Source organism: Paraburkholderia sp. J10-1 (genome assembly GCF_905220165.1).
Classification (GTDB): domain Bacteria; phylum Pseudomonadota; class Gammaproteobacteria; order Burkholderiales; family Burkholderiaceae; genus Paraburkholderia.
On record NZ_CAJMYW010000001.1, the window covers coordinates 14,434 to 35,696 of the forward strand.

Annotated in this window: 19 protein-coding genes and 1 riboswitch; of the genes, 10 read left to right on the forward strand and 9 right to left on the reverse strand. The window is 64.7% G+C overall.

Going from position 1 to position 21,263, the window contains the following annotated elements; all coding sequences use genetic code 11:
* Positions 1–11 precede the first annotated feature (11 nt).
* The 6 genes from U5A65_RS00085 to U5A65_RS00110 all read left to right on the forward strand — a co-directional run bounded on the left by U5A65_RS00085 (position 12) and on the right by U5A65_RS00110 (position 5,984).
* Positions 12–539, forward strand: a complete 528-nt coding sequence (locus U5A65_RS00085) for a DUF6496 domain-containing protein (RefSeq protein ID WP_321945081.1) — start codon at positions 12–14, stop codon at positions 537–539.
* A 116-nt stretch (positions 540–655) separates the two neighbouring features.
* The gene (locus U5A65_RS00090) at positions 656–2,095 is read left to right on the forward strand and encodes a 3-deoxy-D-arabino-heptulosonate 7-phosphate synthase (RefSeq protein ID WP_321945082.1); all 1,440 of its coding nucleotides are present in this window, start codon (positions 656–658) and stop codon (positions 2,093–2,095) included.
* A gap of 222 nt (positions 2,096–2,317) precedes the next feature.
* Positions 2,318–3,403 (forward strand): ABC transporter substrate-binding protein, encoded by a 1,086-nt coding sequence (locus U5A65_RS00095; RefSeq protein ID WP_321945083.1) that lies wholly within the window; start codon positions 2,318–2,320, stop codon positions 3,401–3,403.
* A complete protein-coding gene (locus U5A65_RS00100; RefSeq protein WP_415764025.1) occupies positions 3,400–4,230 on the forward strand; it encodes an ABC transporter ATP-binding protein in 831 nt (276 codons plus the stop codon). The genes U5A65_RS00095 and U5A65_RS00100 overlap by 4 nt, the downstream gene beginning before the upstream one ends.
* A complete protein-coding gene (locus tag U5A65_RS00105) occupies positions 4,223–5,101 on the forward strand; it encodes an ABC transporter permease (protein WP_321913330.1) in 879 nt (292 codons plus the stop codon). Before U5A65_RS00100 ends, U5A65_RS00105 begins: the two co-directional genes overlap by 8 nt.
* The gene (locus U5A65_RS00110) at positions 5,094–5,984 is read left to right on the forward strand and encodes a transporter substrate-binding domain-containing protein (protein ID WP_321945084.1); all 891 of its coding nucleotides are present in this window, start codon (positions 5,094–5,096) and stop codon (positions 5,982–5,984) included. Before U5A65_RS00105 ends, U5A65_RS00110 begins: the two co-directional genes overlap by 8 nt.
* Before the next feature lie 58 nt (positions 5,985–6,042).
* On the opposite strand, the gene U5A65_RS00115 is transcribed toward U5A65_RS00110, so the two are convergent.
* Positions 6,043–6,555, reverse strand: a complete 513-nt coding sequence (locus U5A65_RS00115; protein WP_321937018.1) for a hypothetical protein — start codon at positions 6,553–6,555, stop codon at positions 6,043–6,045.
* A gap of 273 nt (positions 6,556–6,828) precedes the next feature.
* Between U5A65_RS00115 and U5A65_RS00120 the strand changes: the two genes are divergently transcribed.
* On the forward strand, positions 6,829–8,421 hold the full coding sequence (locus tag U5A65_RS00120) for an EAL domain-containing protein (RefSeq protein WP_321913327.1): 1,593 nt from the start codon (positions 6,829–6,831) through the stop codon (positions 8,419–8,421).
* 17 nt (positions 8,422–8,438) lie between these two features.
* Here U5A65_RS00120 and U5A65_RS00125 read toward each other — a convergent pair whose 3' ends face one another.
* The 3 genes from U5A65_RS00125 to U5A65_RS00135 all read right to left on the reverse strand — a co-directional run bounded on the left by U5A65_RS00125 (position 8,439) and on the right by U5A65_RS00135 (position 14,243).
* Entirely contained in the window at positions 8,439–9,992 is a 1,554-nt protein-coding gene (locus U5A65_RS00125; protein ID WP_321937015.1) for a methyl-accepting chemotaxis protein, read from the reverse strand.
* 221 nt (positions 9,993–10,213) lie between these two features.
* Positions 10,214–11,503, reverse strand: coding sequence for a voltage-gated chloride channel family protein (locus tag U5A65_RS00130; RefSeq protein ID WP_321945085.1), 1,290 nt, complete (start codon positions 11,501–11,503; stop codon positions 10,214–10,216).
* A gap of 91 nt (positions 11,504–11,594) precedes the next feature.
* Positions 11,595–11,666, reverse strand: a riboswitch (Fluoride riboswitch).
* A 66-nt stretch (positions 11,667–11,732) separates the two neighbouring features.
* Positions 11,733–14,243, reverse strand: a complete 2,511-nt coding sequence (locus U5A65_RS00135) for a penicillin acylase family protein (protein ID WP_321945086.1) — start codon at positions 14,241–14,243, stop codon at positions 11,733–11,735.
* A gap of 203 nt (positions 14,244–14,446) precedes the next feature.
* Here U5A65_RS00135 and U5A65_RS00140 point away from each other — a divergent pair, with 203 nt between their 5' ends.
* Positions 14,447–14,650 (forward strand): DUF3079 domain-containing protein, encoded by a 204-nt coding sequence (locus U5A65_RS00140; protein ID WP_321913323.1) that lies wholly within the window; start codon positions 14,447–14,449, stop codon positions 14,648–14,650.
* A 9-nt stretch (positions 14,651–14,659) separates the two neighbouring features.
* Here the strand turns inward: U5A65_RS00140 and U5A65_RS00145 are convergent, their stop codons facing one another.
* Positions 14,660–15,439, reverse strand: coding sequence for an SDR family NAD(P)-dependent oxidoreductase (locus U5A65_RS00145; RefSeq protein ID WP_321945087.1), 780 nt, complete (start codon positions 15,437–15,439; stop codon positions 14,660–14,662).
* A 152-nt stretch (positions 15,440–15,591) separates the two neighbouring features.
* Here U5A65_RS00145 and U5A65_RS00150 point away from each other — a divergent pair, with 152 nt between their 5' ends.
* Positions 15,592–16,488 (forward strand): AraC family transcriptional regulator, encoded by an 897-nt coding sequence (locus U5A65_RS00150; RefSeq protein WP_321945088.1) that lies wholly within the window; start codon positions 15,592–15,594, stop codon positions 16,486–16,488.
* Between the two features lie 97 nt (positions 16,489–16,585).
* On the opposite strand, the gene U5A65_RS00155 is transcribed toward U5A65_RS00150, so the two are convergent.
* The 4 genes from U5A65_RS00155 to U5A65_RS00170 all read right to left on the reverse strand — a co-directional run bounded on the left by U5A65_RS00155 (position 16,586) and on the right by U5A65_RS00170 (position 20,409).
* Positions 16,586–17,365, reverse strand: a complete 780-nt coding sequence (locus U5A65_RS00155) for an ABC transporter substrate-binding protein (RefSeq protein ID WP_321913320.1) — start codon at positions 17,363–17,365, stop codon at positions 16,586–16,588.
* A 287-nt stretch (positions 17,366–17,652) separates the two neighbouring features.
* Entirely contained in the window at positions 17,653–18,684 is a 1,032-nt protein-coding gene (locus tag U5A65_RS00160; RefSeq protein WP_321913319.1) for a GGDEF domain-containing protein, read from the reverse strand.
* Between the two features lie 155 nt (positions 18,685–18,839).
* On the reverse strand, positions 18,840–19,322 hold the full coding sequence (locus tag U5A65_RS00165; RefSeq protein ID WP_321945089.1) for a hypothetical protein: 483 nt from the start codon (positions 19,320–19,322) through the stop codon (positions 18,840–18,842).
* A complete protein-coding gene (locus U5A65_RS00170) occupies positions 19,279–20,409 on the reverse strand; it encodes a GGDEF domain-containing protein (RefSeq protein ID WP_321937006.1) in 1,131 nt (376 codons plus the stop codon). Before U5A65_RS00170 ends, U5A65_RS00165 begins: the two co-directional genes overlap by 44 nt.
* Before the next feature lie 275 nt (positions 20,410–20,684).
* Here U5A65_RS00170 and U5A65_RS00175 point away from each other — a divergent pair, with 275 nt between their 5' ends.
* Complete coding sequence (locus U5A65_RS00175) at positions 20,685–21,176, forward strand: LEA type 2 family protein (protein WP_321913316.1); 492 nt, start codon at positions 20,685–20,687, stop codon at positions 21,174–21,176.
* The last annotated feature ends 87 nt before the right edge of the window (positions 21,177–21,263 follow it).

Sequence of the window (21,263 nt, forward strand, 5' to 3'; positions counted from 1 at the left end):
GGAGAGCCAAAATGCCCGAGAAGAAAACGATAGAGCGCGCGCGCGCAGACAAGCGCGCGGGAAAATCCGCAAGCACCCAGGCCGGCGAGTTTGTGAAAGAGGAATTTGAGCGCGTGCGCGCGGGCAAGCATGGCGTGCGCTCCGCGAAGCAGGCCGTGGCGATCGGCCTTTCCAAGGCGCGCCGCGCCGGGGTCGACCTGAAGCCGCCGCCGAAGGGCAAGGCCAGCGAAGCGACGCGCAAGAAGGCCGCGCAGGATCTCGCGGCAGGCCGCGGCGAGAAAAAGACCCGCGCTAGCACGGAATCGAAGGCCAAACGTTCGCGCACGGCGACGGAAGTGCTCAAGCGCGAGAGCCAGGCTGGGGCATCGCCGCAAGCCATGTCGAAGCAGGCGAAGACCGCGGCGGCGCGCCGCCCTGCCGCAAGCCGATCGGCGGCTGCGAAGAAGGCTGCACAGACCAAGGGCGCAGCGGGCCGTTCCGCCGCGGCAAAAAAGGCGGCGAAGACACGCGCCGCACGAGCGCAGCAAACACGCCACTAGCGCGACGCCAACGCGGTTCAGGCGGCGAGGCGAACCTTGCCGCCGGGCACCGCTCGCACGCGGGGTTATGAGACTATGTGGCTCATCGTCCCCCACACGCAGGCTGCAAACCGCCGATGTCCTCTTCCACGCCTCTGCTCGAAAACATCCTGCGCGACATCCCCCGTCGTTATCGCTTGCCGCAAGAAACCGCGGCTTCACAGCAGCAGTCTGGAAGCGCCAATCCGGCCACGGCGGTCGCACTCGTCATTGAAAAAGCACGTGAGGCCCTGGTGCATGGCAGCGCACCGGGCGCGACGCTGCAGCAACGCTTTATCGACGCACTCGCGGCCATGATCACCGAAGCCATGCACGCCGACTCCGGCGACCGCGCATTCCAGGCACTGGTTCTGCGGCACCGCGCCCCCCAGGTGCGCGAGTTTGCGTCGCTTTCGGCACAGGCCGACCAGGACCGCAGGCAGATCCATGCCGCCGTCAACGCGATCGCGCATCCGGCCAAGCAGCAGCGTGCCCCGCAACCCTGGCTGCGCGAAGCACTCGCGCAGTTGCATGCGTCCGCGTCTTCCGCGCACCATCAGGCGAATTACGCCGGGCTTCACGATACGGTGCGAGCCCTCCTCGCCGTGCCCGAGCTTGAAGCGAAAGACGCGGATTTCGAGCACGCACTGGCTGATCTGCTGGACAGCGCGGCACTCGCGCGCCTGTGCCGGCTCGAAGCCCTGGCACCCGACCCACTCGTCCAGCAGTACGTATCATTGCTCGATGCGTACGGTCCACGGCCGGGTACGCCGGCAGCCGTCGCGCAAGGCCGTGCATCGCAGCAGCGCGGCGCTGCTGTCGAAGCGCTGGCCGTACAGGCGCTCGAAGCACTGGCTCAATGGCTCAACGCAGCGCAGGAGGACCCGCAGGCGTACCGTGTTGTGAGTTCGATGCGCGTTCCATCTTCGATACCGGGCAAGCACGAGCGCGCAAAAACCGAATGGGACGTGGTTCTCCTGGAGAGGCCCCATGCGCAGGCCCTCGATGCAGAACCAGTATGGCACGTGCGTCTGCTCGTCGAAGCGAAGGCATCTGTTGAGTCCGCGACGACTGACCTGCCGCGGCTCATGCGCGGTTTGCGACTACTCGCTCACGCCGAGGAGAACGTCGTGTATGCGTTCGAGACGCAGCAGGGCCCTGTGCAGTTGGATGGCGTGTCGCTACGCGCGCTTGGCACCGAAGAGTCCGGCTTGATGAAAGCAATTCTTTACTGCTGCGACGCACCTGCCGAAAACGCCCCGCGAATGCTCAATGCCGCGAGCCGCATGCAGCTTCTCTCCACGCAGGCGAGCGTTGAATTCGCCAGTGCCCTGTGGGACGGGCGAGATGCAGATCCGCAAATACTGGATGCTGTCTGGCATGAACTGACGCAATCCCCCCGCTGGCATGCCGTGCTTCACCAATACGCGACGCTGCGCCTCGTGCGCGAATTGATGGTGCACCCCGAAGACATGATGGCAACGATTCGCGACACGGCGGGGTGTCAGCAATACGCGACGAACGACCGGCCTTGTTGAGCGCGCGCCCATTGCGTTCGCATTCGATTCACACGGCGCGCGCAGGGTTGCAGCAGTAGCGGATATTTAGGCATACCAGCAGAAATAGTCAATTGACGCATTGCCGAGATGAACAACTAAGCAAATCAGAATTCGTTGGTTTGCCAGAAATCGTTGCAGATCGACAATCATCCGGCATCGTCAATTCACTTACCTACCCTGCTCGTTGCCGAGCCTGCGAACATGAAGGCGTTCTCCTCAAATATCCGTCGGCGCTCCACCGGCACCCTCCTGCTTGCCGCGTGCGCTGCCGCCGTCCTGATTCTCCAGAGCGGCTGCAAGCCGCATGAAGATCAGGCGCAAAGCGCGGCCGCGCCGCAAAGCCAGGCGTCGGCGCAGCAGGAAATCACCTATTTCAAGTATCCCGACAATCCCGCGTTCGACCTCGTCTATCTCGCCGACAAGCTCGGCTATTTCGACCACACGAGCACGCGGCCCAAATATGTCGGCAAGATTTCCGCGCCGCAGATCATTCCGCTCGTAGGCACCGGCGATATCGATTTCGGCACGCGCATGGTGCCGCTCGTGATCTCCGCCATTGCCAGCGGTGCCGATATCAAGGTCATTTCCGCAGGCGGCGAGACGCTGCCCGACGCGCCGCACATGAAGTATTTCGTGCGCAAGGATTCGGGCATTCTCGGGCCGAAGGACTTTGAAGGGAAAACGGTGGCGTTCAACAGCTTCGGCGCGTGCGCGGAGTTCGTCACCAAGAAGTATCTGGCGCAGCACGGCGTGGATGTCTCGAAGGTCAACTGGCTCGTCGTGCCCGACAATCAGTCCGAGCAGGCGCTCGTCACGAAGAACGTGGACGTCGCGATCATTCATCCGCCCTTTTCCGGCTCGGCCGAAGCCGATCCGCAGCTGCACAAGCTGTGGAGCGACTGGGACGAAGACCACGGTCTTGGCGGCATGGCGCCTTATAGCGTAAACGGCGCGTTTGCGCGCGCCCACCCGCAGGCGGTGCGCGACTTCGTCACGGCCATCGCGAAGGCGGGCAACTGGGTCAACGCGCATCCCGACGAAGCGCGCAAGCTCACGGCCGAGCGGCTTGGCATCGACGTCCGGCTCGTTGAGCGCTATGCCTACGTGCAGAATCTCGTGGTCACCGAGCCGCCTATCCAGTACTACATCGACATTCTCGAACAGGCCGGCAAGATTCCGAAGGGCAAGGTCAACGTCAAGGATGTCTACACGAACGACTTCAATCCGTTCGTGAAGCACGAGGCGCAAGCCAGCGTGACGGCTTTGCCGAACGGAACGCGCTCGTGAGCACGGCAACTGCACGACGCGAGAAGATCGTCGCGCGCGACCTCTCGCTCACTTATACCCACGCGCAAACGGACACGCACCATACGGTGCTCAAGCGTTTCGATCTCGCCGTGCGCGAAGGCGAATTCATTTCGCTGCTGGGCCCAAGCGGGTGCGGCAAGTCGACGTTCCTGAACGTGCTCGCGGGCCTCACGCCGCCCACCTCGGGCGACATTCGCGTGGACGGCGACCCCGTGAGCGCCGTGCGGCAAAAACTCGGCTTCGTGTTTCAGGGCTATGCGCTCTTTCCGTGGCGCACCGTGCGCAGGAACGTGGAGGCGGGGCTCGAAATTCGCGGCATGAAGCGCGCCGAGCGACGCAGCGAGGCCGAGCGCTTTTTGCGCCTCGTGGGCCTGCTGGAATTTGCGGATCACTATCCGCACCAGCTTTCCGGCGGCATGCGCCAGCGCGTGGCCATTGCACGCGCGCTCGCTTATGGCCCCGAGATTCTGCTCATGGACGAACCGTTCGGCGCACTCGACGCGCAAACGCGCGAATTGCTTCAGCAGGAATTGCTCGCGATCTGGGAGCAAAGCGCGACAACGGTCGTATTCGTCACGCACAGCATCGACGAAGCGATCTTTCTCTCCGATCGCATCGCCATACTCGGCCGTGGCCCCGGCCGCGTGAAAGAGATCATCGAGGTCGATCTGCCGCGCCCGCGCGACGCCGCGCTGCGCCACTCGCCAGCATTCGTCGCGTTGCGCCAGCGCGCATGGGAAAGCCTCAGCACAGAGCTCGACGCAAAGCCGCAACCCCACGCACTACCGGAAGCTCACCATGTCTAACGCGATGTCCGATTCGATGCCTGACGCCGGCGCGGTCCGCGAATCGCCCGTGCTGGTGCCCGTGCCACGCGGCGCACGGCGCGGGCGCGTTCGCTCGTCCATCGTGCACCTTTCCGTGGGTGTCGAGCGCTCCATTGCGCTCGTTGCCTTCCTGCTGTTATGGGAGCTGCTGCCGCGGCTCGGCGTGGTCAATGCGGCTTACCTGAGCCCGCCTTCGCAGGTCGCGCTCGCCATCGCGCGATTGTTCGAAAACGGCGATGCGTGGACGCATATCGGCGCAAGCGCCGTGCGTTCCATTAGCGGTTTGCTGCTCGCCGTGGCCGGCGGCATTGTGTGCGGCTTCCTGCTGGGATGGTTCCGGCGCGTCGAGCGCGTTGTCGACCCCGTCTTTCAACTGCTGAGGCAAGTGTCGGCCTTCGCGCTCTTTCCCGTGTTCATGCTGTTTCTCGGCATTGGCGAATCGTCGAAGATCGCCATTGTCGTGTGGGCCGCGTTCTGGCCGGTCCTGCTCAATACCATTGCGGGCGTGAAGCAGGTCGAGCGCGTGCTGATCGACTGCGCGCGCTCGATGGGCGCTTCGCAACGCTTCATCGCGACGAAGGTGGTGCTGCCTGCCGCGCTGCCACAGATCCTCACGGGCGTACGCCTCGCGGGCGCGTACAGCATTACCGCGCTGGTGGCGGCGGAGATGATCGGCGCGCGTTCGGGGCTCGGCTTCTATACGCTCAATTCGCAGGAGACGTTTCAGATTCCCGACATGTACGCGGGCATCGTGCTGCTCGCCATATTTGGACTGCTGATCAATCAGAGTCTGTCGATACTGGAGCGGCAACTGCTGCGCTGGCGCGTCGGGCTCGCGCAGAATGGCTAGGCACGCACCGCTCGCAGCCACGCCAGTTCCGCGGCGCTTGCGCTGGCCAGCCACCACGTTGGCGGCTGCGCTCACCTTGCTCGCGCTGCTCGCGTGGGCGCTGAAGAACGATTTTCCACGCAGCCTGCTCGACAACGAGCGCCCGTTTGCCGCTGCGGCAGCGCGCGGCGTGCTGATCGTGGCGGTGCCGCCGCGACCCGCGCCTACACTTTACGTCGGCCGAGTCGACCGCACAGTGCGCGCGCCCGATCCGTTCGCGGCCGCGCTTGCTTCCGACCTCGCCCGCCGCGTGGGCCTGCCCGTGCGGTTCGTGCTGACCGAACCGGCCGCCGCGCGCGCCGCCGTGCAGTCGGGCAACGCCGATGCCGCCATCGTAGGCTTAAGCTTCTCGCCCGACGCGCAGGTGGCATTCGCACCGTCTTCGTACACGAGCGGACTTGGCATGGCACTCGTTCTGAACCACGGCAATGTGCAGGCATGGCGCGACCTGCGCGGCCGCGCGATTTGCGCGCCGCAAGGCAATCCGTATGCCGCGCGCGCGGCGCGTGAGTACCACGCAACTGTGCACGGTTTCGACCGGCCACTCGATGCCCTGCTGGCATTCCAGGCAGGCGACTGCGCCGCACTGGTCGACGACGAGTTCGTCATCGAAGCGCTGCTCAAGCAGGCAGACTGGTCGTACTACCGCCCGCTGCCCGGAACGATTGCCGCGCAGGCGGCGTTCATCGCGACGCGCGCGGGTGATGCGGCAAGCGCCATCTTTGTCGGCGACACAGTAACGCAATGGCGCCGTAGCCGCTGGCTCGCGACCGTGCGCAAGGATCAGGCAATCAGCCTCGCATTCGACATGTTCAATGCCGAAAACGACTTGTATTGCCACTAGCCGTCGCCATCCGTCACTAGCCGTGCCAAATTGCGCGTGCAGTTGAACGGGACCCGCTTCAGAATCCGCGCCTCAGGTTACGGTCGCGCATCGGGTCCGGCGTCTTTTGCGTGAGCCGCAAGATGCCCTGATTGTCGAAGTAGAAGTGAAACATCATGTAGTCGATGTTGTTCTCGACGTAGCGGTAGGACCAGACTTCCCGCTGCATGCGCGAAAAGTATGCCGTCTCCGCGGGCCGGCCGAAATTGATCAGGACATCGTCGCGGGTCCACTCGTTGACTCTCGCGCGATTGAATTCGCTCTCCTGCATGACCTGGCGCACGCTCACGACCTTGCCGTTCGTGTCGATGTCGGCAACGGTGTTCGTCGTGCCCATCGGCTGGGTCGGCCACATGAGCCGTTTGCCGCCGTCCGGCAGGTTATAGGTTTCGCGCGGCGGCCCAAGGCGCGCGATCAACGCGGACTGGTCGGTGCCGGGCACGATGCTTTGCCACGGCTGGGCGCAGCCGGCCACGAGCGCCATCACGGCGGCAAGCCACGCGCGCTTCACGATGTTGGACAGCGTCCCCATTCACGCACCCCTGAGCCACGCGCCTGGCGGGCAACACGTGCAGATCATGCCGGGCGCGGCAGATGCGGACAATCGGACCATGGTCCTACCGCCAAGCCACCCGTGGTGGTGGCGGGCAAGCGTTGCGCACGCGTTTTCCCGTTGAAAACGAAGCGCCAAAGTGTATGCTTTGCTCTGATGTTCGGGCTCCAGAATACCGGAGGCGCGCCCGCACGAGCGCGCGCGTCCCGTCCGTGGTTCGTTCCCTAACGTTCCCTACCCCCGGGGTGCGGAATGATCAAGCGCATCACGCTGATTGCGGCTTCGGTCGCCCTTGGGTGCCTCGCCACCCTCGGCCCCGTTTTCACGAGTCTTTACGTCGCCAACAAGGACGTCCAGCGGCGCGACCGTGACGAGCTCGGCGAGTTCGCCAGCAAGGCGGTTATGCGCACGGACCTCGTCACGTACCAGGCTTTTGCCGCCCTTTCGGACCTGGACCGGGAACCGGGTGCGCCTTGTTCGCCGTCCAACCTCGAACAGGCCGCGCGCGTCATCTACAACTACCGGTATGTTCAGGACGCCGGCACCTACGCCGAAGGGCGCTATCTCTGCTCTCCGCTGCTTGGCGACGTGCGCAACAAGGACCTCACACTGCCGCCGCCCGACTATCGCAGCAACGACGGCTACCTGGTGTGGTTCCTGCAGAAGAGCCCGCTAAGCGAGGCCCGCAAGGACATTCAGATCGGCCGCAACGGCCACTACGTCTCCATCGACCCGGGCTCCTATGTCGATCTCATCGATCCGGCGAAACGCCCCATCGCCGTGGTCCAGATTACGACGGGCAAGCTGCTCGCCGTCTCGGCCGGCGCAGATCCGGACGACATGCTCGAAGCGTGGAAACATGGCGGCAACGTGAAGAGCGACGACTGGAATTACGCGGTCGCGCAGTCGTCGACACGCCCGCTTGGGGTCGTGGTGAAGTCGCCGCGCAGCAGCGTTGCGGGCGACTGGCCCAAACTGCTCGCCGCGTGGCTGACCATCGGCGTGTTCGCGGGCGCAGCGCTCGGCTGGCTCGCCTACAAGCGCGTTACGCGGCAGCTCTCGTTTCCCGCAACGCTGTCCTGGGCCATTTCACGGCGCAAGATCGACGTGGTTTTCCAGCCCATCGTGAGGCTAGCCGACAACCAGTGCGCCGGCGCCGAAGCGCTGGTGCGCTGGACGCTGAACGGTCGCGCCATCTCGCCCGACGTCTTCGTGCGCGTGGCCGAAGACAATCACCTCATTCAACCTTTGACCGATCTCGTGCTCGAAAAGACCATCGCGCAGCTCGGCAAATTGCTGGCCGCCAATCCGTCGTTTTATGTCTCGATCAATGTGAGCAGCGAGGATCTGCAAAGCCTGCGCTTTCTGAACCTCGTTACCGCATCGCTCAAAGGAACAGGCATCGCGCCCGCGCAAATCCGCATCGAGGCGACCGAGCGCAGCTTCATGAACGCGGAAGCCACGCGCAGTGTCATTGCGGCGTTCCGGGCCGCCGGTCATCCCATCTATATCGACGACTTCGGCACCGGCTATTCGAGCCTCGCGTATCTGCAGACCTTCGAGATCGACGTGCTGAAGATCGACAAGTCGTTCGTCGATACGATCGTCCAGGACACCGCTTCTAGCGTGGTCGCGCCGCACATCATTTCGATGGCCCACGAGCTGGGCCTGCAAATCGTCGCCGAGGGCGTGGAGACGGGGGCACAGGTGACGTGGCTGCGCAACAAGGGGGTTCAGTACGGACAGGGCTGGTATTACGCGAAAGCGATGTCCGCCGGCGATCTCGCGAAATGGCTGGGCAAGCATCGCGTGCCGCGTGAGGCGAACAGCATGCCGGCGATTTAAACGCAGCAGAGAACGGCTCAATTCGCAAACCTGAATACCGAAACGGCCTGCTGCAACTGCGCCGCCTGATCGGCCATCGAGCTTGCGGCAGCGGCCGCCTGCTCGACCAGCGCCGCATTTTGCTGCGTGACCTGGTCCATTTGCGCCACCGCCCGGTTGACCTGCTCGATGCCCGTGCTTTGCTCGCCCGAGGCGGCGACGATTTCGCCCATGATGTCCGTGACGCGCTGCACCGCCTCCGTCACCTCGACCATCGTCGAGCCCGCGCGCTGCGCCAGCGTTGCGCCGTTTGCAACGCCCGCCGTCGAGGCTTCGATCAGCTCCTTGATCTCGCGCGCCGAAGCCGCGCTGCGCTGCGCGAGCGCGCGCACCTCGCCCGCCACGACCGCGAAGCCGCGCCCCTGCTCGCCGGCGCGCGCCGATTCAACGGCGGCGTTGAGCGCAAGAATATTGGTCTGGAAAGCGATTTTCTCGATCGTCGCGATGATATCGGTCATGCGCTTCGCGTCCTGCGCCACCTCGCCCATTGTCCTCGCCACTTCGCTCACCAGTTCGCTGCCGCGCGCCGCAACCTCCGAAGCGCCGCGCGCAAGCCCGCCCACCTGTCTCGCGTTCTCGGCATTCTGGCGCACGGTCGAGGTCAGTTGCTCCATGCTCGTCGCGGTTTCGCCGAGCGACGCCGCCTGCTCTTCGGTGCGTTGCGAGAGATCTGTGTTGCCTTGCGAGATTTCGCGGGCAGCAAGAAGGATAGAACCGCTCGAGTCTTGAATGTTGGCGACGATGCCAGTCAGTTGCACACGCATCTCGCCCAGCGCGTGCAACAGACTGCTCGAATCGCCGGGTCGCATTGTTACGGATACCGAAAGGTCTCCGGCTGCAATACGGCCTGCAATTTCCATGGCGTAAGCCGGCTCGCCGCCCAGTTGGCGTGAAAGCCGCCGCGAAATCAACCAGGCTAGCAGCGCGCCGGTCGCAACCGCCCCGAGCAGAATCGCAATGACGAGCGCGCGCATATGCTGGAATTGCGCTGTGGCTGCGGTCTGCGCGTTTTTCGCCTCGCGTTGCAGCGAATCGATCAGCGCGGCCACGCTGTCGCCCAACGCAACGCTCGCCGCAATCGCGCGGCGCACGAGTTCGGCGTTGTCCACGCCTGCGGGCACGGGCGCGAAGCCGATTTGCTGATGCACGATCGCTTCCCATGCGGAGGTCTTCTTGAGCACGTCGTCATAGAGCGCACGGTCGCCAGCCGACACGCCTGCACCGGCGTAGCGATCGAGCGACTCATGCATGCGCTTGAGCTGCGCGACGATGTCTTCCTTCAGATGGTTGCGCCCCGCTTCATCGGCGTAGCCCAGATTCGCCGCGTCGAGGTCAGTGCTCAACTTGCTGCGCGCCGCTTCCTCCAGCCAGAACTGGCCGCTCATGTGCCGGTTGCAGATTTCATCGGCAATATCATGCATCGACGCCAGCGACGAGACGCCGGCAATACCCACGGCCACCGCAAATACGATCACAACGGCGAATGCTGTCAGCAGCTTTTTGAACACCGTCATGCGATCGAGCCACTTCATGGCTGTCCCCTTAATCGATTCCCTGTTATGTGGCTCACAGCGAGACCCTGCCTCGACGCGAGCGCGGCAAGCTTGACTCATCCCCCACACCAAGGGTAGGAGGCGAACCGATATAGGGAGAATCAGCCAGCGCTTCTGGCGTCGTCCGCTCACTTCTGCTAACGAGCCCGATGCGCTTCGCTTTCAGGTGGACAAGACAACGATGACGCGATGCCGGAGACTCAATCGCTGCTCCGTACACGGCGCAACGCGGGAATGTCCGAAAGACGCATGCCAGCGGGCAAAAGCGGATGCTTCGCCTGCCCCACGCGCTGCGCGCGGTAGATGCCCGTGTGGCCGGAAAACAGATAAGCCACCACGCAGGCCAGCGCCGCATACACGCCAATGTCGGCGCCAAACAGCTCGATTGCCATGACCGTCGAAGCGATCGGCGTGTTGGCGGCGCCAGCGAATACGGCAACGAAACCAAGGCCCGCGAGCACCGGCATCGGCAAGGCCAGCACATGCCCCAACGCATTGCCGAGCGTCGCGCCGATATAGAACAGCGGCGTGACTTCGCCGCCTTTGAAGCCCGATGCCAGCGTCACGACGGTGAAGCCGAACTTGCCCGCGAAGTCGTAGACGGGCAACGGATGATTGAACGCTTCGACAATGGTCGGAATGCCCAGGCCGAGATACTGCGGCACGTTCAGCGCGGTAGCGGCAAGCGCCACGACGATACCGCCCACGAACGGACGCGCCGGCGCGTAGGCAATCTTGCGCTTGATGAACGCCGAGAGCGCGTGGGTCGAGTCGGCGAACAGCATGCCCACTACGCCGAATGCGATGCCCGCGAGAATGGCCGAGCCAAGTCCGAGCGGCGTGACATGCGGGACGAACGCAATGCTATAGACCGTGTGATGGATGCCCCACGCGCGGCACACCTGGTCCGCGACCAGCGACGACGCCACGCAGGTCAGCAGCGCGTCGTAACGCAGGCGCCCGATTGCGAGCACTTCCAGCCCGAAGATCGCGCCGGCCAGCGGCGTGCCGAATACCGACGAAAAGCCCGCTGCAATGCCGCCCATCAGCAGAATGCGGCGCTCCTCGCGGTCGAGGCCGAAAGCGTGCGTCACCCGGTCGGCGAGCGCGCCGCCCATCTGCACGGCCGTGCCTTCGCGTCCGGCCGAGCCGCCGAACAGATGCGTGACCACGGTGGCGACGAGCACGAGCGGGGCCATCCGCTTGGGCACGATTCTTTGCGGGTCGTGGATTTCGTCGATCAGCAGGTTGTTCCCGCCTTCCACCGGCTTGCCGACACGGTGATAGACCCAGCCGGTCGCGAAGCCGGCAACGGGCAGCAGCCAGAGCAGCCAGGCATGGGCGACGCGGATGTCGGTTGCGCGATCGAGCGCATAGAGGAACAAGGCGGAGGCGCTGCCCGCCAGGGCGCCAAGCACGGACGAGAGCAGCAGCCAGCGCGCGAGGTACGGAACCATCGCGAACTGCTCGATAGACTTCAGGGATTTCATTGCGGTCCAGGTTTGCGTTTGCTTGCACGGTTGCAAATCACCTGGGCGACAGGGGGCGTCGCGTGGACGGCCTACGACCTCCTGCACCCAGGAACTCGTAGGCATCATCAGCGCTGCGGGAACGCAGGGCGGTTACGGGAGGAATGCCATCTCCGAAAGCCCCGTGATTTTATGCGACAACATAAGACGCTGCAACAGGATCGTCGCCGCGCTGGCGAACCTGCGGCCCTCAGTTTTGAGCCTGCTGCGCGCCGGCCGGGACGAGCTTGAGCGTATGAACGGCCGTACCGGGCAGGAACGGCGCCGCGTCGCCACGCACCCATGTTTCATGTCCCGCGAGAAAATACGGCGACAGGGGATTGCCCGACTGCCCACCCGGCATCTCGAAGATCCCGTCCTGCTCGCGCCCCGGCGACACCGCGAAACGCTCGGACGCGCCAAACGCCGGCGACTGCACGCGCGGCATGTTGGAGTCGCCCGGCAACGGGTCATGCGGCGCGCTGAGCCAGCCGCGAACCCACGGCAGCCACTCCGGCACCATGCGCGCGAACGGATGCGCAATTGCCGCGCGGTTGCGCTCGCCCCAGCGTGCGTCTTCGAGCTTCGTGCCATTCGCGCCATTCGCACCATGCGGCAAGCTAGCGATCGTATGGTCGATACGGTCCAGCATGAACGCGCGCCAGTCCGCGAAGGCTCCCGGTATCCAGGCGCGATCGTCGGCGAGTGTCTCCATCGTCGCTTCGTAACGCGAGTTCGCCGCGCGATAGCTGAGGCCCGGCGCAATCGCGGCCAACTGTTTGTCCAGTACACCGAACCATGCCTGGTAGAGCGAGTCGTAAAACGCGCGCACGAGCCGGTAGCCGACGGCATCCACATCGGCGCGGCCGTCCCACGCCTGGACCAGCCGCTGGAATTCGGTGCGTTTGGGATGACCGTCGAGTGCGCGCGCATCGAGCGCGTCCAGCGCGACACGTCGCCAGTACTCGATCCAGAACGCGCGGTCGTCGGTCTGCACCGCGAGCAGGTCGCGCTCGCTCGCATGCGGCAGCGCGAACAGGTCGTTGCGAATCTGCGTGGCGCGCGCGCCGAGATCCGTGCCGGCGTCGCCGATGCGCGCCACGTCCTCCAGCGGCACGGTACGGTTGTTCGCGGTCCAGATGCGCCCGGCCGGCGGATCGACGCGCACCGGATACGCATCGGGCGAACGGTACCCTTGCCAGCCGGCATACGTTTCGGAGCGGTACGGCAAGCTCGCGAGCGCCGCCGCGCCGCCGTCGGCATCCGCGAAGCGCGGCAGCGGCCCGGCAAGCGTCCAGCCGATATGGCCTTGCGCGTCGGCCACCATGAAATTCTGCGTCGGCAAGCCAAAGGTCTGCGCGGCGCGCAATGCGTCGGCGACGTTCGTGGCGCCTTCGAGCTGCATGAAGTTCATGTTGGTCGCCTGTGGATCCTGCGCGACCCAATGCAATGCATAGGCGTGCTCGCCGACAACGAGTTGCGGCCCCCAGCGCGTTTGCACGACCGGCAGATCGACGCTCGCGCCGCCGTTCACATCGAGGCGCTCGTGGATCAGCCGCGCCTTGTCCCATCCGCCGCCCGGCACCCGGTAGCGCAAGGGATCGGCAGGATCACGCTGAAGTTCGACCAGATCGACGAAGCGCGCATAGCTGTTCGTAAAGCCCCACGCGATATGGCCGTTGCTGCCGGCCACGACGGACGGCGTACCCGGCAGGCTGACGCCCGTGATACGCCGCTCGCCGCCATCGGGGGCGGGATACACGAGCGAGAGGCGGTACCAGACGTTCGGCAGCGCGAGTCCCAGGTGCATGTCGCTCGCGAGCAGCGCGCCGCCGTGCGCGCTATGCGCGGCGTCGACCGCGAAACCGTTGCTGCCGACCATCGAATCGACCGCGTTCTCGCCGCCGACGAAACCAGGCACGCTGCTGAGAAGCGAAGTGGCGTCGGGATCGAGATCGGCGGCGGACCGCGTTGCCGGAAGCCACGATGGCGGCGCGGCGGGCAACGCCGCCGGCGGTTGCGGCAATGCGCGCTGCCCGTCGAGCGGGGCGTCCCAATGGCTCGTTTCAGGCAGCAGGAACGCAAGCAGGTCGGCGGGCACGCGCTCGCGCAGCGCCGCACGCGAGAGCACGCGCCTCACCTGGTCGTACTGAAGATCGAAGTACATCGCGTAGACGGTGAGCACCGTGTCCTCGGGACGCCACGGCGCCGGTTGCGTGCGCAACAGCCAGTACTCGAACGGCCGCGCGCGAAGCGAGCGCAGGCCGTCGTTGACGCCCGCCGTATAGCGTTCGATCAGTTCCCGCTGGTCAGCGGAGAGCGCGGCGAGCGCTGCCTGGGCGTGTTCGCGAAAGCGCAAGGGCCGGTCGCGGCGGTCCAGAGGCAACGCCGCCGGTCCGATGAGCGCCGCCATCTCGCCAGCGGCGACCCGGCGCAGCAAATCCATCTGGAAGAAACGATCCTGTGCGTGAAGGAAGCCGCTCGCATACGCGAGGTCGCCGCGCGTGTTGCCCTGTATCGTCGGCACGCCCAGCGCGTCGCGCTCGATCGTCACGGGCGCGGAGAGCGGCGCGGCACGCGTGCCGTCCAGTTGCGGCAAGCTGCCGCGCAATGTCAGCCAGCCCGCCAGGACCCCGGCAACCAGAACGACGACGACAGTACACAACACAATCAGCGGCCACGCGCGGCGGCGCTTTTGCGGAGAAAGGCTCGAACGGGTCATGGCGGCGCATGCGGGTCGTTTTGATTAGCGCCTCCGGGCGCTGCGACCGGATCGGCCGGCCGCCTTACGACCATAGCATGACGCTGCGACAATCTGCAGCAGCCGCGCTTGCTGGGCGTGACACTCTGCCATCTGCCACTGTGGCGCGCGAGGACGACAATGTTGATATTGCGTCCTTTCCGGGATCGCACCGGGACGACATCATGGCAAAGAAGTTTCCGATCCACCCCCAGCACCCCGAGCGCCTGTGCTGGGGCTGCGACCACTACTGCCCCGCCGGCGACATGCGATGCGGCAACGGCCAGAGCCGCACGCAGCATCCTGCCGAACTGCTCGGCGACGACTGGTTCGAACAAGGCGACTGGGGCATCGAAGTCGACGCGACCGGCAAAAGCGTCGCGCTGTGACTGGCGAAATCAAATATGCATGCCGCCAGCCACCTCGATGCGCTGCGCGTTCACCCACCCAAAGTCATCCGACAATAAACCCGCGATAACCGGCCCCACGTCAGTCGGCAATCCCGCGCGGCCGAGCGCGGTGTGTTCCGCCACCGCTTTATTGACCTCCGGATTGTCCCGCACGATGCCGCCGCTAAAGTCGGTCGCAATGGCGCCTGGCGCCACGACGTTGACCGCGATTCGCCGCGGCGCGAGCTCGAGCGCCATATAGCGTGTGAGCGCTTCGACCGCCGCCTTCATCGGCCCATAAATCGCGCGGCCCGGAAACGCGAAGCGCGCAAGCCCCGAGGAGACGTTCACAATCCGGCCGCCGTCATGAATGAGCGGCAGCAGCTTTTGCGTCAACAGAAACGGCCCCTTGAAGTGCACCGCGAACTGCGCGTCGAGTTCCGCTTCGGTGCCGGCTGCAAGCGTGGCTGTGGAAGAAATTCCGGCGTTGTTCACCAGATAATCGAAGCCCGTGGCGCTCAGCGTTCCGAGCGCTTCTCGCAGGCGCGCAACGAAGTCGTCGAACGCGCCAGAATCCGCCATGTTCAGTTGCAGGGCGATCGCCTGGCTGCCCGCCTCTGCAACCTGCGCACAAACCTTCTCGGCCTCGGCCCGATTGGTGTTGTAAGTAAAGACCGTGCGGACGCCGCGGCTTGCCAGCCGTAGAACGGTGTCGCGGCCAATGCCGCGGCTGCCGCCGGTGACAACCGCGATTTTCGGGCCCGACTGACCGCCGTTGTTCGTTGCCATTTAGCACCTCTCGCTAGTGTGGATGGCTTCGATTCTCCGCCTGGCGCCACCGGCGAGTGAATACCCGAACCTGCCCGATTCTTGCCTATTCCTGCTTCGCTGACTAACATGCCTCGGCGCCCTTTCCCTCTAGCGATCCTTAGCGAGCCGCCATGACGAACGAACTGGCCGCCGCCCTGCTGCGCTACACGCAAACGCAGCCCGGCATGAGCCCATACAGCACCGCGGTCGACGGACTGCTCATTCTGCGCTCCGACCACCCCGCGCCGCCCACGTTTCGCGCGGCGCGCCCGGCATTGTGCATCGTCGCTCAAGGCGCCAAATGGGCCAGTTTCGGCGGGGCGCAACTCGAATACCGGGCAGGTCAAGCGCTCGTGGTCGGCGTTCAAACGCCGTCGCGGGGCCGGGTGTTCGAAGCGAGCCCGGACAAACCTTGCCTGGTTCTGATTCTCGAACTGGACCTGGCCATGCTGCGCGCCGTGGCGAAAGAGATGTCGCCTGCGCCCGCGCCGGCGGCAGAGGCGAGTCGCGGCGTGTTCGTCGCGAACTTCGACGGCCCGCTTGCCGATTGCGCGCTGCGCGCCGTGCGCCTGCTGGAGACGCCCGACGCCATCGCCATGCTGTACCCCATGCTCATGCGCGAGATTTGCTACTGGCTGCTAAGGGGTCCGAATGGATCTGAAATCGCGCGGCTCGCGTCGACCGAAAGCCCTTCTCTCAGCCTGCTGCGCGCGGTGGAAAAGTTGCGGGAGCGGTTTGCCGAGCCCGTGCGGGTGGAAGACCTGGCGGCGCTTGCCCAGCTCAGCGCGTCGGCGTTTCACCGCCAGTTCAAGGCGCTGACGGGGCTGCCGCCCCTTCAATACCAGAAGCAGTTGCGGCTACTGGAAGCCCGCCGACTGCTGCTCTCGCTTTCGATGAGCGTACAGGCCGCCGCATTCGAAGTGGGATACGAGAGCGCCTCGCAGTTCAGCCGGGAATACACGCGGATGTTTGGCGCGCCACCGAAAAAAGACTCGACCCAGGCGAAGGCAATGCGCGAGGCCGCTTAGGTGACATAGGTGACTTAGGTGGCTTAACTGGCGTATGTGACACGCGGCGCGAAAGCGATGCGTCCGCTTTCGCGCCGTGCGCGTCATCGATCAAACGTCACTTGCCGTACACGTCGAAGTCGAAGTACTTCTTCTCGATCTTCTTGTACGTACCGTCCTTGATGATGCTGGCAATCGCGCCGTCGATCTTCGTCTTGAGCGCGGTGTCTTCCTTGCGCAGGCCGATGCCGGCGCCGTTGCCAAGCGTCGCCGGATCGTCGAGGTCGCCGCCCGCGAAGCTGTAGCCCTGGCCGCGCGGCGACTTCAGGAAGCCCACTTCGGCCTGCACGGCGTCTTGCAGCGCCGCGTCTACGCGGCCGGCCAGCAGGTCCTGATAGACCTGATCCTGGTTCTGGTAAGGCACGACCTCCACGCCAGCCGCCGCCCAATGGGCCTTGGCGTAGGTCTCCTGAATCGTGCCCTGCTCCACGCCCACGCGCTTACCCTTGAGCGATTCCGCGGTCGGCATGATGCCCGAGCCCGTCTTGGCGACGAGACGCGTCGGCGTGTTGAACAGCTTGTCCGAGAACGCGATCTGCTCTTTGCGTGCGGGGGTCATCGACATCGACGAGAGCACGCCGTCGAACTTGCGCGCCTTGAGCGCCGGGATCATGCCGTCGAAGTCGTTTTCGATCCAGACGCATTTCGCATTCAGACGGTGGCAGATCTCGTTGCCGAGATCGATGTCGAAGCCAACCAGTTTGCCGTCCGGTGCTTTCGATTCAAACGGCGGATAGCTCGCATCGACACCAAAGCGAATGGTGTCCGCCGCAAATGCTCCGGAGCTGGCCGTGACGGAGATCAAGGCAATAGACACGGCTGCAAACAACTTTTTCATGGGATCCCCCTAGGTTCTGGATATACAGGGTGGTCAAGACATGGACTCCGCCCGCAGGGTTGCGGCACGGACGTTCCCCAGCGGCGCGCGCCGCAAGCGTGGTCGACGCTGCGGGTGCACCTGCGCCGGGCAAGGTAGCAGTCCAGAATACACGCGTCGAGATGTCAAAAACACGCGGAAACACCTATGGCGCGGGAGAACCCTGGGAGAAACGCAGGCCGAATAGGGCCAACCCGCTTGCCTGGCAGGGAAGACCCTTAACCGGTCGCAGGAGGAGTGAAGGCGGCTTATCCGAACGTCCAGTTGCTCTTGCCCGCGCGAGCCGCGCGCCGCAAGCGCTTGACACGGTACATCTCATGGTCCGCCTGGTCGAGCGCCTGCTGCGCGCTCACGAAGCGAACCGCCACGCATCCGGCGGCCGCCCCCCCATATTGCAGACGCATGTTCGGCAAGGTGTATTCCCCTGCCGTCACTGAGGAAACATGGCTCGCGACGGCTTCGGCCATGCTCGCCGCCTGATCGTAATCGGCCGGCCCCGATGCAACGAATGCGAACTCATCGCCGCCAATGCGCGCAAGCAGACCTCGATCGGCAGTCGCCGCCAGCAAACGCCCGGCGCACGATTGCAGGAACTGGTCACCCACCGCGTGGCCGCGTTGATCGTTTAGCTCCTTGAAGCCGTCCAGGTCGATCATGCAAACCACGACATACGAGCCGTCCGAAGCGGCCTGCGCCATCAGGCGGCCGAGTTCCTCATGCAGCGCGCGCCGGTTCGGCAGCTCCGTCATGTCGTCGATCAGGGCGCGTTGCGCCAGGTGCTCATTGGTGAGCGTGAGTCGTTCGATGAGCCGTTCGCGCTCGATATGCTCCGAGATCAGTTTGGCAAAGACGTTGAGCGCGCCGCGCGCCCGTGAGCTGACTTCGCGGCTCTCGCGGCTAATGCCGCATAGCGTACCGATGACGGCGCCGCCTTGCGCGCAGACCGGCGCGCTGGCATAGGTGCAGATCCCGAGTTCGGAGGCCGCGCGCGAGTCGCCCCAAATGTCCCTGACGTTGCTGACCACGCGCCGCCCGCTTTCCAGACTGCGCTTGCACAAAGTGTCGAACCACTGAACCTGCAAGCCCTCCATGATCTCCACGTCGCCGTCGTTGCGCGAATAGAGGACGGTCTGCACCTCGCGGCTGAAGTCGACCGATGTCAGGTAGGTGGACTCAAGTCCGGTCAATATTCCAAGCATCTCGAGAAGCGGCCGCACGAGACCTTCCAGATTCTGGGCCGCAACAACCTTCTGGGAAAGGCGCTCAAGCAATTCATCCATATTGGCTATTCACTGTAAAACAATTGAAACCCTGTTTTGGCAACGGTCCTTCCAGCCGGGTTTTTGTGCGAATTACAGTAGCAGGTTTTTTATGACGAATCCACGCCGCTTTATCCCTCGCTTTTTCCCTGATTGCGGGCGAGCGTATTAGCGCATTAGAAGCGCGGCACCGGCTGAACGATGTGATGGAATTCGCGACGGACTTCGCGGCGAAATTCGCGGCGGACTTCGCGAAGCCTCCAGACGCGGCGGCGCGAGCGGGCCGCACGTGTGCCCGCACTGTCGCGCAATCGGGACAGCGTGCTTTCCGCCTCGATGGCCGCTGTATCGAAAGCGCTGCGCGAAAGATCGATCAAAGCGGGCGAGTCGGGGTTTCGCTCATCGGGAACGAACACACGGGTGAGTTCGAAAAGAATGCGCTTGAACATGGGCGGATATCCGGCATGACCACCGTTGCGGACGCCATTGCCCGAGAAGTGATTGACTTGCCCGGTACGACGCGCCGGGCCGCACGAAGCCGGCGTCGATGCCGGTTTCGTCAGCGAGAATTCTCCGTGGAATAAATTTACCAGGCAAGCATTTATGCAGCGCGATTCAACGGGATTCGGCCAGGTAGCGCGCTTCGCCTTCTTCGGCATCCGATGTCATGATGACGCGATTGCGCCCCGCCGCCTTCGCGACATAAAGCGCAGCGTCGGCCCGCACCATCGCGCTCCCCAGTGTATCGGCCGGCACGAACCGGCCAACGCCTGCGCTAAGCGTGCAGTGCACGCCTTCGGCGGACGACCGTTCGACAGCGAGCCTCAGCGCATTCGTCAACGTCGCTGCGTCGTGCTTTTGCGCGTAGGCGAACAGGATCGCGAACTCTTCGCCACCCAGCCGGCCGAACAGATCGCACGATCTCAACTGGCCAGTGACGACCGAGGCAACGTGCGAAAGAATACGATCGCCCACCGCGTGGCCGAAGCCGTCGTTGACGGCCTTGAAATTGTCGATGTCGAGAATCGCGATCGACAAGGGATCGCCCTTCTCCCGCGCTTGCGAAAGCAGGACTTGCGCGCGGGCGATGAACTCACGGCGCGTGAGTGCGCCCGTCAGTTCGTCGATCGTCGCGAGCTTTTCCATTCTCCCGAGGATCCGGTCGTGAGCGAGCATCACCATGCCGATCGACATGCAGGGCAACGTGAGGATGGCGAGCCCGAGCAGCGCCACGTTCCACGGCGAGGGCTGCACAAACGAAAGTGACGGCGCGGCGCCGAAGACAATCGCACCGATTCGCGCGACATACACGAGCGCGCCGAGCCCGGCGGCCACGGCGATGAACCGGCATGCGTAGCGCGTGCCCTCGCGCGAGGCGTGCCGAAGCGCCAGCGTGGCCACCGCGAGCCGCCCGTAGATCAGGCCCAGCGAAACGAGCACGCCCCTCGCGTCGACGTTGGGCGACACCCACGTGAAATACACGAGCGCCGCACAAATGACGACAAGCGCCACGGATTCCGCGCCCCACACCGCACGCTGGCCGAAGAACTGGCGCGTGCCCTGCACGAGCAGCACCGCGGCGCCCAAGGTCGCGATCGAAGCGCCGGCAATCGTGATCCCGCCGGCGTGCGGCGCGGAGGTCACAATCCACGTGGAGGCGGCGGCGAGCAGCGCATAGCCCAGACACCAGCGGACCACGCCCGGCACGGCGGTTCGAATCAACGAGCCCAGAATGGCGACGCTCATCAGGCAAGATACGATCAAGATCCCGAATAGAGCGAAGGCGCTGAGCATGAGAACGGGCCGGGCAACGAAAGGAGAGAATCGGGACGCGCGCGGGAGCGCGCGATCGACGAAAGCTAATTGAAAATAATTTAAGCTGCGAGTCACGCATGACACAGAAGCGCCGGGGACATATCGTATCGCAGGTTTCGCCTGGATCAATGCAGCTACGTGAAACCCGTGACGGATCGACGCTACACTAAATGGCTCCTGAGAACGCTACGAACGAGGGACTTCCCATGCCAGCACATGACACCGGCCGCGCAGTTCGACTTATCTGCGCCCTGCTTTGCGTGGTCTTCTGGCTCGGCGCATGCGCGGGGTTGGGCAAGGACGCGCTGCAAGTCAGCGTGGCGGGGCTCGAGCCGCTACAGGGCGAAGGCATGGAGATGCGCTTCAACGTGAAGCTGCGCATCCAGAACCCCAACGACGCGCCGGTCGAATTTAGCGGCGTGTCGCTGCAACTCGATCTTAACGGTCAGTCGTTCGCCAGCGGCGTAAGCGATCAAAGCGGCGTCGTGCCGCGCTTCGGAGAAACGGTGCTCGTCGTGCCGTTGACCGTGCCGGCATTCTCCGCCGTGCGCCAGGCTTTCGCTCTTGCGGGCGGGGCGCAGGCGGGCAGCATTCCCTACGAAATACGCGGGCGCCTGGCAGGCGGCATAGGCGGCGGCACGCGCTTCGTCGACCACGGCAAGCTTTCGCTGCCGACCGGGGGCCTGCTCGGCCCGTGACGCAGCGGCCGGCGGCGCGATATGCCGCCGCGGCTAGCCGCCCCGCTCAAGCGCAGCCGCCCGCACAGCCGGGCGCGGAGCGGCTTC

What these genes read in the sequence shown, in the direction of transcription:
- U5A65_RS00150 (WP_321945088.1), top strand. Translation starts at nt 15,592, where the DNA reads ATGACGAACGAACTGGCCGCCGCCCTGCTGCGCTACACGCAAACGCAG.
- U5A65_RS00170 (WP_321937006.1), bottom strand. Translation starts at nt 20,409, where the DNA reads ATGAGCGTCGCCATTCTGGGCTCGTTGATTCGAACCGCCGTGCCGGGC.
- U5A65_RS00145 (WP_321945087.1), bottom strand. Translation starts at nt 15,439, where the DNA reads ATGGCAACGAACAACGGCGGTCAGTCGGGCCCGAAAATCGCGGTTGTC.
- U5A65_RS00120 (WP_321913327.1), top strand. Translation starts at nt 6,829, where the DNA reads ATGATCAAGCGCATCACGCTGATTGCGGCTTCGGTCGCCCTTGGGTGC.
- U5A65_RS00090 (WP_321945082.1), top strand. Translation starts at nt 656, where the DNA reads ATGTCCTCTTCCACGCCTCTGCTCGAAAACATCCTGCGCGACATCCCC.
- U5A65_RS00155 (WP_321913320.1), bottom strand. Translation starts at nt 17,365, where the DNA reads ATGAAAAAGTTGTTTGCAGCCGTGTCTATTGCCTTGATCTCCGTCACG.
- U5A65_RS00095 (WP_321945083.1), top strand. Translation starts at nt 2,318, where the DNA reads ATGAAGGCGTTCTCCTCAAATATCCGTCGGCGCTCCACCGGCACCCTC.
- U5A65_RS00160 (WP_321913319.1), bottom strand. Translation starts at nt 18,684, where the DNA reads ATGGATGAATTGCTTGAGCGCCTTTCCCAGAAGGTTGTTGCGGCCCAG.
- U5A65_RS00130 (WP_321945085.1), bottom strand. Translation starts at nt 11,503, where the DNA reads ATGAAATCCCTGAAGTCTATCGAGCAGTTCGCGATGGTTCCGTACCTC.
- U5A65_RS00165 (WP_321945089.1), bottom strand. Translation starts at nt 19,322, where the DNA reads ATGCCGAAGAAGGCGAAGCGCGCTACCTGGCCGAATCCCGTTGAATCG.
- U5A65_RS00135 (WP_321945086.1), bottom strand. Translation starts at nt 14,243, where the DNA reads ATGACCCGTTCGAGCCTTTCTCCGCAAAAGCGCCGCCGCGCGTGGCCG.
- U5A65_RS00105 (WP_321913330.1), top strand. Translation starts at nt 4,223, where the DNA reads ATGTCTAACGCGATGTCCGATTCGATGCCTGACGCCGGCGCGGTCCGC.
- U5A65_RS00110 (WP_321945084.1), top strand. Translation starts at nt 5,094, where the DNA reads ATGGCTAGGCACGCACCGCTCGCAGCCACGCCAGTTCCGCGGCGCTTG.
- U5A65_RS00085 (WP_321945081.1), top strand. Translation starts at nt 12, where the DNA reads ATGCCCGAGAAGAAAACGATAGAGCGCGCGCGCGCAGACAAGCGCGCG.
- U5A65_RS00140 (WP_321913323.1), top strand. Translation starts at nt 14,447, where the DNA reads ATGGCAAAGAAGTTTCCGATCCACCCCCAGCACCCCGAGCGCCTGTGC.
- U5A65_RS00125 (WP_321937015.1), bottom strand. Translation starts at nt 9,992, where the DNA reads ATGAAGTGGCTCGATCGCATGACGGTGTTCAAAAAGCTGCTGACAGCA.
- U5A65_RS00175 (WP_321913316.1), top strand. Translation starts at nt 20,685, where the DNA reads ATGCCAGCACATGACACCGGCCGCGCAGTTCGACTTATCTGCGCCCTG.
- U5A65_RS00115 (WP_321937018.1), bottom strand. Translation starts at nt 6,555, where the DNA reads ATGGGGACGCTGTCCAACATCGTGAAGCGCGCGTGGCTTGCCGCCGTG.